The 10,715-nt window shown below is 69.3% G+C and carries 14 protein-coding genes; 12 read left to right on the top strand and 2 right to left on the bottom strand.

Annotated features, from left to right (window positions below; translation table 11 throughout):
- Positions 1 to 7: 7 nt before the first annotated feature.
- Complete coding sequence (locus IE212_RS25130) at positions 8 to 382, bottom strand: response regulator (protein ID WP_190200211.1); 375 nt, start codon at positions 380 to 382, stop codon at positions 8 to 10.
- Between the two features lie 210 nt (positions 383 to 592).
- Between IE212_RS25130 and IE212_RS25125 the strand changes: the two genes are divergently transcribed.
- From IE212_RS25125 to IE212_RS25090, 8 genes are read left to right on the top strand one after another with little or no spacing between them, the layout of a single operon-like run.
- A complete protein-coding gene (locus IE212_RS25125) occupies positions 593 to 1,312 on the top strand; it encodes a helix-turn-helix transcriptional regulator (RefSeq protein WP_190200210.1) in 720 nt (239 codons plus the stop codon).
- Positions 1,309 to 2,730 (top strand): Fe-S cluster assembly protein SufB, encoded by a 1,422-nt coding sequence (gene sufB, locus IE212_RS25120; protein WP_190200209.1) that lies wholly within the window; start codon positions 1,309 to 1,311, stop codon positions 2,728 to 2,730. The genes IE212_RS25125 and sufB overlap by 4 nt, the downstream gene beginning before the upstream one ends.
- Before the next feature lie 58 nt (positions 2,731 to 2,788).
- The gene (gene sufD / locus IE212_RS25115) at positions 2,789 to 3,973 is read left to right on the top strand and encodes a Fe-S cluster assembly protein SufD (RefSeq protein ID WP_190200208.1); all 1,185 of its coding nucleotides are present in this window, start codon (positions 2,789 to 2,791) and stop codon (positions 3,971 to 3,973) included.
- Complete coding sequence (locus IE212_RS25110) at positions 3,970 to 4,290, top strand: non-heme iron oxygenase ferredoxin subunit (protein WP_190200207.1); 321 nt, start codon at positions 3,970 to 3,972, stop codon at positions 4,288 to 4,290. Before sufD ends, IE212_RS25110 begins: the two co-directional genes overlap by 4 nt.
- A gap of 7 nt (positions 4,291 to 4,297) precedes the next feature.
- The gene (gene sufC, locus IE212_RS25105) at positions 4,298 to 5,062 is read left to right on the top strand and encodes a Fe-S cluster assembly ATPase SufC (RefSeq protein ID WP_190200206.1); all 765 of its coding nucleotides are present in this window, start codon (positions 4,298 to 4,300) and stop codon (positions 5,060 to 5,062) included.
- Positions 5,059 to 6,315 carry a cysteine desulfurase gene (locus tag IE212_RS25100; RefSeq protein ID WP_190200205.1) on the top strand — a complete coding sequence of 419 codons (1,257 nt, stop codon included), beginning with the start codon at positions 5,059 to 5,061 and terminating at the stop codon, positions 6,313 to 6,315. The genes sufC and IE212_RS25100 overlap by 4 nt, the downstream gene beginning before the upstream one ends.
- A 15-nt stretch (positions 6,316 to 6,330) precedes the next feature.
- Positions 6,331 to 6,801, top strand: coding sequence for a Fe-S cluster assembly sulfur transfer protein SufU (sufU, locus tag IE212_RS25095; protein ID WP_190200204.1), 471 nt, complete (start codon positions 6,331 to 6,333; stop codon positions 6,799 to 6,801).
- On the top strand, positions 6,798 to 7,130 hold the full coding sequence (locus IE212_RS25090) for a metal-sulfur cluster assembly factor (protein ID WP_030403776.1): 333 nt from the start codon (positions 6,798 to 6,800) through the stop codon (positions 7,128 to 7,130). The genes sufU and IE212_RS25090 overlap by 4 nt, the downstream gene beginning before the upstream one ends.
- Before the next feature lie 53 nt (positions 7,131 to 7,183).
- On the opposite strand, the gene IE212_RS25085 is transcribed toward IE212_RS25090, so the two are convergent.
- The gene (locus IE212_RS25085) at positions 7,184 to 8,026 is read right to left on the bottom strand and encodes an AbfB domain-containing protein (RefSeq protein ID WP_190200203.1); all 843 of its coding nucleotides are present in this window, start codon (positions 8,024 to 8,026) and stop codon (positions 7,184 to 7,186) included.
- A 179-nt stretch (positions 8,027 to 8,205) separates the two neighbouring features.
- Between IE212_RS25085 and IE212_RS25080 the strand changes: the two genes are divergently transcribed.
- The 4 genes from IE212_RS25080 (at position 8,206) to IE212_RS25065 (ending at position 10,622) form a co-directional block, all read left to right on the top strand.
- Positions 8,206 to 8,526, top strand: a complete 321-nt coding sequence (locus tag IE212_RS25080) for a DMT family transporter (protein WP_190200202.1) — start codon at positions 8,206 to 8,208, stop codon at positions 8,524 to 8,526.
- Positions 8,526 to 9,074 carry a TetR/AcrR family transcriptional regulator gene (locus IE212_RS25075; RefSeq protein WP_190200201.1) on the top strand — a complete coding sequence of 183 codons (549 nt, stop codon included), beginning with the start codon at positions 8,526 to 8,528 and terminating at the stop codon, positions 9,072 to 9,074. Before IE212_RS25080 ends, IE212_RS25075 begins: the two co-directional genes overlap by 1 nt.
- Positions 9,075 to 9,192: 118 nt before the next feature.
- Positions 9,193 to 10,182 carry a 2,3,4,5-tetrahydropyridine-2,6-dicarboxylate N-succinyltransferase gene (gene dapD, locus IE212_RS25070; RefSeq protein ID WP_190200200.1) on the top strand — a complete coding sequence of 330 codons (990 nt, stop codon included), beginning with the start codon at positions 9,193 to 9,195 and terminating at the stop codon, positions 10,180 to 10,182.
- 209 nt (positions 10,183 to 10,391) lie between these two features.
- Positions 10,392 to 10,622, top strand: coding sequence for a hypothetical protein (locus IE212_RS25065; RefSeq protein WP_190200199.1), 231 nt, complete (start codon positions 10,392 to 10,394; stop codon positions 10,620 to 10,622).
- Positions 10,623 to 10,715: the final 93 nt, after the last annotated feature.

The raw sequence follows: 10,715 nt of genomic DNA, 5'->3' as shown, positions 1-10,715 counted from the left end.
CCTCCTGCTATCCCGAGCGTCGGTAGGAAGCGAGCAGTCGCGCCACCGCCGCCTGCCGGAACGGCTTGGCCAGCAGTTCGTCCGTCGCGAGCCCGACCAGGTCCTCCGGGTCGAGCACGGACGAGACGACGAGGTGGCAGTGCCGTGTCCGCCGGTCCGACCGCAGCCGGCGGATGACCTCGCGCCCGTCGATGCCGGGGAGCAGCACATCGATGATCGCCATGTCCGGGGGGTCGGCGAACGCGAGGTCCAGCCCTTCCTCGCCCGTGTCCGCGACCGTCACGCGGCAGCCGAGACCACTGAGATGCCGCTTCAGCAGGGCACTGACATCCCGGTCGTCCTCGATCACCAGAACGTGTACCGATGTGAGTCGAGAGTCCATCGTCATCCAGACCAACTGGGGCAATTAGTAACAAATTAGATGCAAGTGGTCGCTTCGGCCACACGGGCATCACGGGCCCCAGGCTCGGGCGGCGACCGACCGGAGATCGTTTCCGCAGGTCGGCTTAGGTGTACCTAAGTGACGCACGGCACCGCCGGGCGATGTGATCGCGGCTTGCCCGGCTCTCGGGAATTACGCAACAATGGCGTTGTGAAAAACGTCGGCGAGGCCCACGAGGAGCTTGCGACCGGGGAGCGGTCCACCCGCAACCGCGTCGCGCGGTCCATCCTGGACCACGGCCCGTCGACCGTCGCGGAACTCGCCCAGAGGCTGGGGCTCACCCAGGCGGCCGTACGCCGGCATCTCGACGCGCTCGTCGCCGACAACGTCGTGGAGGCGCGCGAGCGCCGTGTCTACGGCGCCCGTACGCGCGGCCGCCCGGCCAAGGTGTTCGCCCTGACGGACTGCGGCCGGGACGCCTTCGACCAGTCGTACGACAAGCTCGCCGCGGACGCCCTGCGCTGGATCGCCGATCGCGAGGGAGGCGGCGAGGCGATCGCGGCCTTCGCCCGGGCCAGGATCGCCGCGCAGGCCGGCGCGTACCGCCGGGCGGTCGAGGACGCCGCCCCCGAGGAGCGGACCGAAGCGCTGGCCAAGGCCCTGAGCGCGGACGGGTACGCTGCTACGGCGCGCAGTGCGCCCCACCCGCAGAAGGGTGAACAGCTCTGCCAGCACCACTGCCCGGTCGCCCACGTCGCCGAGCAGTTCCCCCAGCTGTGCGAGGCGGAGACGGAATTTTTCGCCGAGCTGCTCGGTACACACGTACAGCGGCTCGCCACCATCGCGCACGGCGACGGCGTCTGCACGACGTTCATCCCCAAGATTTCCCACAACGCATCTGCAAGCACGGCCGGGAGGAACCCCGCATGACTCTCCCCACGGAGACTGCCCACCCTGAGCTCGAGGGCCTGGGCAAGTACGAATACGGCTGGGCCGACCGGGACGATGCCGGTGCGTCGGCGCGTCGCGGCCTGGGCGAGGACGTCGTCCGGGACATCTCCGGCAAGAAGAGCGAGCCGGAGTGGATGACCAAGCTCCGTCTCAAGGGCCTGCGCCTGTTCGAGAAGAAGCCCATGCCGAACTGGGGCTCGGACCTGTCGGGCATCGACTTCGACAACATCAAGTACTTCGTGCGCTCCACGGAGAAGCAGGCGGCCTCCTGGGAGGACCTGCCCGAGGACATCAAGAACACCTACGACAAGCTGGGCATCCCCGAGGCCGAGAAGAACCGCCTCGTGGCCGGTGTCGCCGCCCAGTACGAGTCGGAGGTCGTCTACCACCAGATCCGCGAGGACCTGGAGGAGCAGGGCGTCATCTTCCTCGACACCGACACGGCCCTGAAGGAGCACCCGGAGCTCTTCAAGGAGTACTTCGGCACGGTCATCCCGGCCGGCGACAACAAGTTCGCCGCGCTGAACACGGCCGTGTGGTCCGGCGGCTCCTTCATCTACGTGCCGAAGGGCGTGCACGTGGAGATCCCGCTCCAGGCCTACTTCCGCATCAACACGGAGAACATGGGCCAGTTCGAGCGGACCCTGATCATCGTCGACGAGGGTGCCTACGTGCACTACGTCGAGGGCTGCACCGCCCCGATCTACAAGTCGGACTCGCTGCACTCCGCGGTCGTCGAGATCATCGTCAAGAAGAACGCCCGCTGCCGCTACACGACCATCCAGAACTGGTCGAACAACGTCTACAACCTGGTCACCAAGCGCGCCGTGGCCTACGAGGGCGCGACCATGGAGTGGGTCGACGGCAACATCGGCTCCAAGGTGACGATGAAGTACCCGGCCGTCTACCTGATGGGCGAGCACGCCAAGGGCGAGACCCTGTCCATCGCCTTCGCCGGCGAGGGCCAGCACCAGGACGCGGGCGCCAAGATGGTCCACATGGCCCCCAACACGTCCTCGAACATCGTCTCCAAGTCGGTGGCGCGCGGCGGCGGCCGCACCTCCTACCGCGGACTCATCGAGATCGGCGAGGGCGCCCCGGGCTCCAAGTCGAACGTGCTCTGCGACGCGCTGCTCGTCGACACGATCTCCCGCTCGGACACCTACCCCTACGTGGACGTCCGCGAGGACGACGTGTCCATGGGCCACGAGGCGACCGTCTCCAAGGTCTCCGAGGACCAGCTCTTCTACCTGATGAGCCGCGGCCTGAGCGAGGACGAGGCCATGGCGATGATCGTGCGCGGCTTCGTCGAGCCCATCGCCAAGGAGCTCCCCATGGAGTACGCGCTGGAGCTCAACCGGCTGATCGAGCTGCAGATGGAAGGCGCGGTCGGTTAATTACGTCCGCAGCCCCATCAAGCCCCTTACGCAACGGAAAGCGAGCACTACGACAGCCATGGCTGAGGCCCAGAACATTCCCGTGGGATCCACCACCACGGGCTCGATCGCGGTCGCCGCGGAGTCGACCGTCGCCACGCGCATGAGCGCGCCGCCCTCCTTCGACGTGGCGGACTTCCCCGTCCCGCACGGCCGGGAGGAGGAGTGGCGGTTCACCCCGCTGGAGCGCCTGCGCGGTCTGCACGACGGCACCGCCGTCGCGAACGGCGACGGCGTGAAGGTCGACGTCCGGGCTCCCGAGGGCGTCACCGTCGAGACCGTCGGCCGCGACGACGCCCGCCTCCGCAAGGCGGGCACCCCGGTGGACCGGGTCGCAGCCCAGGCCTACTCGGCGTTCGAGAAGGCCTCGGTCGTGACCGTGCCCAAGGAGACCGTCCTCACCGAGCCGATCCGCATCGCGGTGCACGGCGAGGGCGGCACCGCCTTCGGCCACCAGGTGATCGAGCTGGGCGCCTTCGCCGAGGCCGTCGTGGTCATCGACCACACCGGTGACGCCGTGCTCGCCGCCAACGTCGACTACCTGCTGGGCGACGGCGCCAAGCTGACCGTCGTCTCCGTCCAGGACTGGGACGAGAAGGCGGTCCACGTCGCCCAGCACAACGCCCTCGTCGGCCGCGACGCCTCCTTCAAGTCGGTCGTCGTCACCTTCGGCGGTGACGTCGTCCGGCTGCACCCGCGCGTCAGCTACGCCGGCCCCGGCGGCGAGGCCGAGCTGTTCGGCCTGTACTTCACCGACCAGGGCCAGCACCAGGAGCACCGCCTCCTGGTCGACCACAACGTCCCGCACTGCAAGTCGAACGTCGTCTACAAGGGCGCGCTCCAGGGCGACGACGCGCACGCGGTGTGGATCGGCGACGTGCTCATCGAGGCCAAGGCCGAGGGCACCGACACGTACGAGATGAACCGCAACCTGGTCCTCACCGACGGGGCGCGCGTGGACTCCGTACCGAACCTGGAGATCGAGACCGGCGAGATCGTCGGCGCCGGCCACGCCTCGGCGACCGGCCGTTTCGACGACGAGCAGCTCTTCTACCTCATGGCCCGCGGCATCCCGGAGTTCGAGGCCCGCCGACTGGTGGTCCGCGGCTTCTTCGCCGAGCTGGTCCAGCAGATCGGCCTCCCCGACATCGAGGAGCGTCTGATCGCCAAGATCGAGGAGGAGCTGGAGGCGTCGGTCGGATGACCGCATTCGTACGCGTCTGTGGACTGAGCGAGCTGGAGGACGACACCCCGAAGCGGGTGGAGCTCGACGGCACGCCCATGTCCATCGTGCGGACCGAGGGCGAGGTGTTCGCGATCCACGACATCTGCTCGCACGCGAACGTCTCCCTGGCGGAGGGCGAGGTCGACGACTGCCACATCGAGTGCTGGCTGCACGGCTCGCGCTTCGACCTCCGTTCCGGCAAGCCCGACGCCCTTCCGGCGACGCGCCCCGTCCCCGTATACCCCGTAAAGATCGAAGGGGACGACGTGCTCGTCTCCCTCTCCCAGGAGTCCTGAGGCACCCATGGCAACGCTTGAAATCCGAGACCTGCACGTCACCGTCGAGGTCGAGAACGGCACGAAGGAAATCCTCAAGGGTGTCGACCTCACCGTGAAGCAGGGCGAGACGCACGCCATCATGGGCCCCAACGGCTCGGGCAAGTCGACCCTCGCCTACTCCCTCGCGGGTCACCCGAAGTACACGATCACCGGCGGCACCGTCACCCTCGACGGCGAGGACGTCCTGGAGATGTCCGTCGACGAGCGCGCCCGCGCCGGACTGTTCCTCGCCATGCAGTACCCGGTCGAGGTCCCCGGCGTCTCCGTCTCCAACTTCCTGCGCACCTCCGCCACCGCCGTCCGCGGCGAGGCCCCCAAGCTGCGCACCTGGGTGAAGGAGGTCAAGGAGGCCATGGAGCGCCTCAACATGGACCCGTCCTTCGCCGAGCGCAACGTCAACGAGGGCTTCTCCGGCGGTGAGAAGAAGCGCCACGAGATCCTCCAGCTGGAGCTGCTCAAGCCGAAGGTCGCCATCCTCGACGAGACCGACTCCGGTCTCGACGTCGACGCCCTGCGCGTGGTGTCCGAGGGCGTGAACCGCGTCCGCGAGACGGGGGAGGTCGGCACCCTGCTGATCACCCACTACACGCGCATCCTGCGTTACATCAAGCCCGACCACGTGCACGTCTTCTCCGGCGGCCGCATCGTCGAGTCCGGCGGCGCCGAGCTCGCCGACAAGCTGGAGAACGAGGGCTACGAGGCATACCAGAAGGGTGGCGCATCCGCGTGACACAGCTGCCGGGCCTCCTCGACACCGAGGCGATCCGCAAGGACTTCCCGATCCTGGACCGCCAGGTCCACGACGGCCAGAAGCTCGTGTACCTGGACAACGCGGCGACCAGCCAGAAGCCGCGCCAGGTGCTGGACGCACTCAGTGAGTACTACGAGCGCTACAACGCCAACGTCCACCGCGGTGTGCATGTGCTCGCCGAGGAGGCCACGGCGCTGTACGAGGGCGCGCGCGACAAGGTCGCGGAGTTCGTCAACGCGCCCTCGCGCGACGAGGTGATCTTCACCAAGAACGCCTCCGAGTCGCTCAACCTCGTGGCGAACATGCTGGGCTGGGCCGACGAGCCCTACCGCGTGGACTCCGAGACCGAGATCGTCATCACGGAGATGGAGCACCACTCCAACATCGTGCCGTGGCAGCTGCTCGCGCAGCGCACGGGCGCGAAGCTGAAGTGGTTCGGCCTCACCGACGACGGCCGCCTCGACCTGTCGAACATCGAGCAGGTCATCACGGAGAAGACGAAGATCGTCTCGTTCGTGCTGGTCTCCAACATCCTGGGCACCCAGAACCCGGTCGAGGCGATCGTGCGCCGCGCCCAGGAGGTCGGCGCCCTGGTCTGCGTCGACGCCTCCCAGGCCGCGCCGCACATGCCGCTGGACGTGCAGGCCCTGCAGGCCGACTTCGTGGCCTTCACCGGCCACAAGATGTGCGGCCCGACCGGCATCGGCGTCCTCTGGGGCCGCCAGGAGCTCCTGGAGGACCTGCCTCCGTTCCTCGGCGGCGGCGAGATGATCGAGACGGTGTCGATGAACTCGTCGACGTACGCCCCGGCGCCCCACAAGTTCGAGGCGGGCACGCCCCCGATCGCCCAGGCGGTCGGTCTCGGCGCGGCGATCGACTATCTCCGGTCGATCGGCATGGACAAGATCCTCGCCCATGAGCACGCGCTGACCGAGTACGCGGTGAAGCGGCTGCTGGAGGTTCCTGACCTGCGGATCATCGGCCCGACCACGGCCGAGGAGCGCGGCGCGGCGATCTCGTTCACCCTCGGCGACATCCACCCGCACGACGTGGGCCAGGTCCTGGACGAGCAGGGCATCGCGGTCCGGGTCGGCCACCACTGCGCGCGGCCGGTCTGCCTGCGGTACGGAATTCCCGCGACCACGCGAGCGTCGTTCTATCTGTACTCCACGCCGGCCGAGATCGACGCGTTGGTCGACGGCCTGGAGCACGTACGGAACTTCTTCGGCTGAAGGGCGTGCTAGACGGTGAAACTGGACTCCATGTACCAGGAAGTCATCCTGGACCACTACAAGAACCCGCACGGGCGGGGCTTGCGGAATGGCGACGCCGAGGTGCACCACGTCAACCCGACGTGCGGTGACGAGATCACACTGCGCGTGAAGTACGACGGCACGAGGATCGAGGACGTCTCGTACGAGGGCCAGGGCTGTTCGATCAGCCAGGCGAGCGCGTCCGTCCTGAACGAACTCCTCGTCGGCAAGGAGTTCTCCGACGCGCGGAAGATCCAGGAGACCTTCCTGGAGCTGATGCAGTCGAAGGGGAAGCTCGAGCCCGACGACGCCATGGAGGAGATCCTGGAGGACGCGGTCGCGTTCGCCGGGGTTTCCAAGTACCCGGCCCGGGTGAAGTGCGCCCTGCTGAGCTGGATGGCCTGGAAGGACGCTACGGCCCAGGTGCTGGGCGGAGCCGACGCCGAGAAGGAGACGACGGCATGAGCGAGACCGTGGAGATGAAGCCGGCCTCGGAGGAGGAACTCCGTGAGGCCCTGATGGACGTCGTCGACCCCGAGCTGGGCATCGACGTCGTCAACCTGGGTCTCATCTACGGCATCCACGTCGACGACGCGAACATCGCGACCGTGGACATGACCCTGACGTCGGCGGCCTGCCCGCTGACGGACGTCATCGAGGACCAGGCCAAGTCCGCCACGGACGGCCTGGTCAGCGAACTGCGCATCAACTGGGTCTGGATGCCCCCGTGGGGCCCCGACAAGATCACGGACGACGGGCGGGAGCAGCTTCGGGCGCTCGGGTTCAACGTCTGAGACCCATTGACTGAGAAAAGGGCGGCACCAGCGGGTGCCGCCCTTTTCCGTGCTCAGTCCAGCCCGGCCACCAGCCGGAACGCCGTGTCCGCGCGGTACAGGCCGTCGTGCTGGTACGGCTCGAGGCGGAGCTGGAAGTTGCGGTGGCGCAGGAAGCGGCCCGGATAGTTCACCGACTCCAGCATCACCGCACCCGAGGAGGCCGAGGGGCGGGGGCAGAAGGTGGCGTCCTTGCGGAACAGGGCCGAGCCGTCGTCGGCGTCCTTGACCAGGACGAAGCTGCGGTGGCGGAGGTAACCGCCGTCCGCCGTGGCGAAGGAGTAGCAGGAGGGGTCGGCGAGGCCGGAGACGCGCCGGAACGTGGCGTCCTCGCGCTGCTCGGAGCCGGAGCCGATCCGGTCCAGGCGGACGTAGCCGTCGCGGACGTGCCAGTAGCGGTCGGGGTAGTTCACCGAGCGTATGGACGTCCCGTGGGAGGCCGGCGGCTTCGGGCGCTTCGACGGCTTCGCAGCGGCGTCCGACGGTGAAGGCCCGGGGGCCTTCTTCTTCGGCTTCTCGCTGGGGGCGGCGCTGCTGGGCGCGCTCGTGCTGGGCGTGGGGGACGGACGGTCGCGGTCCGCGCCCGGGGATTCGCCGCCGCCCTTGGACGGGGTCGCGAAGGAGATGAGGCCGCCCGGGGCCGAGCTGGCGAGTGTGCTCGGCTCCGCCGCCTTGGCGGCCGGCTCGCTGGACTCGTTCTCCATCACGGTGACGGCTGTGACACAGGCGGTGATCGTGGCCAGGGCGAGTGCGCCCGCCAGCCAGAGCCGCAAGGTTCCGGGTGCCCGGGTGGTGTCCGGGGCCCAGTCGCTCTCCCAGGGACGGTCCTGAGGCGGCCGGGACTTCTCTTGTGACATGCGTTGTTCCTCCGGCGGGGCACCCTTGACGGCGGTGCGGTTGTGGGGGCCCGGTGTGTGATCGGTGACACCGTAGTGCACACGTGTGATTCCTGGGGCTCGATTGATGAGAGCGTTTTCCGGCTGAGATCTTGGGCCCGTTGTGTACGGACGTACATATGGTGTGTACGCTCGTACACATGGGTTATCTGCTGCTGGCCGGCGCCATCGCCGCCGAAGTGGGCGCGACCACCGCCATGAAGTACAGCGACGGCTTCAGCAGACCCGGGCCCTCGGTCCTCACGCTCCTCGGCTACCTCGTGTCCTTCGCGCTGCTCGCCCAGACGCTGAAGACCCTCTCCGTCGGCACGGCCTACGCCATCTGGGCCGGGGCCGGCACCGCGGCCATCGCCACGATCGGGATGGTCTTCCTGGGAGAGGGGATGACCCTGGCCAAGGCCGCCGGCATCGGGCTGATCATCGCCGGGGTCGTGGTGCTGAACCTGGGAGGTGCCCACTGATGGCCCGGCGCCACGACCCCGAGCGGCGGCAGCGGATCATCGACGCGGCGATCCGGGTCGTCGGGGCCAAGGGCATCGCGGGGCTGAGCCACCGCAGTGCCGCCGCCGAGGCCGATGTGCCGCTCGGCTCGACGACGTACCACTTCAAGACTCTCGACGAATTGCTGGTCGCCGCGCTGCGGCAGGCCAACGAGGGCTTCGCCAAGGTGGTCGCGGGCCGGGGCGGGCTGGAGGACCCCCGGACCGATCTGGCGGCCGAGCTCGCCGCCTGGATGGGGGAGTGGCTCGCGGGCGACCGCACCGGCGTCGAGCTGGAGTACGAGCTGTACCTGGCCGCGCTGCGCAGGCCGGCCCTGCGGCCCGTGGCCGCCGAGTGGGCCGAAGGGGTCGCCGCACTGCTGTCCCGGCGCACGGACCCCGTGACCGCGCGGGCGCTGGTGGCGGTCGTGGACGGGATCTGCCTGCAGGTGCTGCTGACGGGGGCGCCGTACGACGAGGCGTATGCCAGGGAGGTGCTGGGGCGGGTCCTCGCAGGGGCCCGGGAATGACGCCGGGGCGCATCTCCGCGCTGCCGCCGGGCCGCGTCCGGGTGGGGATACCGCCCGTCCCGTGAGACGCCCACACACGGGTTCGCCTCGACCGGTGTCCGCCGGTTAGGTTGCCCTCATGACCGACACGACTGCTCCTCGCACCACCGGCGCCGTGGCCGCCGGCCTCGCCACGATCGCCGCCGACGGCACCGTTCTCGACACCTGGTTCCCCGCGCCCGAGCTGGCCGAAGCGCCCGGCCCGTCCGGCACCGAGCGGCTCTCCGCCGAGCAGGCCGCGGAACTGCTCGGCGGCGGTGCGACCGCGGCGATCGGCCCGGACGCGCGCCGGGGCGTCGAAGTGGTCGCGGTCCGCACGGTCATCGCCTCGCTCGACGAGAAGCCGATCGACGCGCACGACGCCTACCTGCGTCTGCACCTCCTCTCCCACCGCCTGGTCAAGCCGCACGGCCAGAGCCTGGACGGCATCTTCGGCTTCCTCGCCAACGTCGCCTGGACCTCGCTCGGGCCGGTCGCCGTCGACGACCTCGAGAAGGTGCGGCTGAACGCCCGCGCCGAGGGCCTGCACCTCCAGGTGACCTCCGTCGACAAGTTCCCGCGGATGACGGACTACGTGGCCCCGAAGGGCGTCCGGATCGCCGACGCCGACCGGGTCCGCCTCGGCGCGCACCTCGCCGAGGGCACCACCGTGATGCACGAGGGCTTCGTCAACTTCAACGCCGGCACGCTCGGCACGTCGATGGTCGAGGGCCGCATCTCCGCGGGCGTCGTCATCGGCGACGGCTCGGACATCGGCGGCGGCGCCTCCACCATGGGCACCCTGTCCGGCGGCGGCAACGTCATCATCTCCATCGGCGAGCGCTGCCTGATCGGCGCCGAGGCGGGCGTCGGTATCGCCCTCGGCGACGAGTGCGTCGTCGAGGCCGGCCTCTACGTCACCGCGGGCACCCGGGTCACCATGCCCGACGGCCAGATCGTCAAGGCCCGCGAGCTGTCCGGCGCCTCCAACATCCTCTTCCGCCGCAACTCGGTCACCGGCACGGTCGAGGCCCGGCCGAACAACGCCGTGTGGGGCGGACTGAACGAGATCCTGCACAGCCACAACTGATCGCCTCGCCGGACGAGGCCGGCATCGAGCGCCCTTCCACGGCCCCAGGACGGCCCGGGAGGGCGCTTGTGCGTGAGGCGGAGGGCTGTGAACCCTGTGAGCCGGCCACGAACGAGTTATCCGGCGTGACCTCGCGGCGGTCCTGGCGGATGAACGGGTGGACGCAGTGTCCGATCAGACGCCGAACCGATGAGATGAGGACCGGGGCAATGAGGAACGAGCAGGGGCGGGTCGTGGTGCGCGGGCTGGCCGGGGTGGCCGCGGCGCTGGCGGTGTGCTGGCTTCAGGCGGGGGCCGCGCACGCCGACGAGACCACCACGGACTCGAAGAACGGTCACCGGTTCGGGCTGCTCAACGCCGACGTCGGCCAGGTCGACGACCCGGCGGAGGACGTGCTGGAGCACACTCTGCTGTTCGGCGACGGGTACGCGTGGGACTGAGCCGACACGCCGGAGGACCGGGGGCCGCGTCGTGTGCGGTTGCGGTGCGGGCCCCGGCCCCGGCCCGCTCTCGTGTCGGTCTCGTGTGGGCCG

The organism is Streptomyces djakartensis, from assembly GCF_014651075.1.
Classification (GTDB): Bacteria; Actinomycetota; Actinomycetes; order Streptomycetales; family Streptomycetaceae; genus Streptomyces; species Streptomyces djakartensis.
Note: the sequence above shows the minus strand (reverse complement) of the source record. Positions and strands in the feature narration are given on the sequence as shown.

Excerpts from the sequence above, each read along its gene's own strand:
- sufD (WP_190200208.1), top strand. The coding sequence starts at position 2,789 with ATGGCTGAGGCCCAGAACATTCCCGTGGGATCCACCACCACGGGCTCG.
- IE212_RS25110 (WP_190200207.1), top strand. The coding sequence starts at position 3,970 with ATGACCGCATTCGTACGCGTCTGTGGACTGAGCGAGCTGGAGGACGAC.
- IE212_RS25065 (WP_190200199.1), top strand. The coding sequence starts at position 10,392 with ATGAGGAACGAGCAGGGGCGGGTCGTGGTGCGCGGGCTGGCCGGGGTG.
- sufC (WP_190200206.1), top strand. The coding sequence starts at position 4,298 with ATGGCAACGCTTGAAATCCGAGACCTGCACGTCACCGTCGAGGTCGAG.
- dapD (WP_190200200.1), top strand. The coding sequence starts at position 9,193 with ATGACCGACACGACTGCTCCTCGCACCACCGGCGCCGTGGCCGCCGGC.
- IE212_RS25085 (WP_190200203.1), bottom strand. The coding sequence starts at position 8,026 with ATGTCACAAGAGAAGTCCCGGCCGCCTCAGGACCGTCCCTGGGAGAGC.
- IE212_RS25075 (WP_190200201.1), top strand. The coding sequence starts at position 8,526 with ATGGCCCGGCGCCACGACCCCGAGCGGCGGCAGCGGATCATCGACGCG.
- sufB (WP_190200209.1), top strand. The coding sequence starts at position 1,309 with ATGACTCTCCCCACGGAGACTGCCCACCCTGAGCTCGAGGGCCTGGGC.
- IE212_RS25130 (WP_190200211.1), bottom strand. The coding sequence starts at position 382 with ATGGACTCTCGACTCACATCGGTACACGTTCTGGTGATCGAGGACGAC.
- IE212_RS25080 (WP_190200202.1), top strand. The coding sequence starts at position 8,206 with ATGGGTTATCTGCTGCTGGCCGGCGCCATCGCCGCCGAAGTGGGCGCG.
- IE212_RS25090 (WP_030403776.1), top strand. The coding sequence starts at position 6,798 with ATGAGCGAGACCGTGGAGATGAAGCCGGCCTCGGAGGAGGAACTCCGT.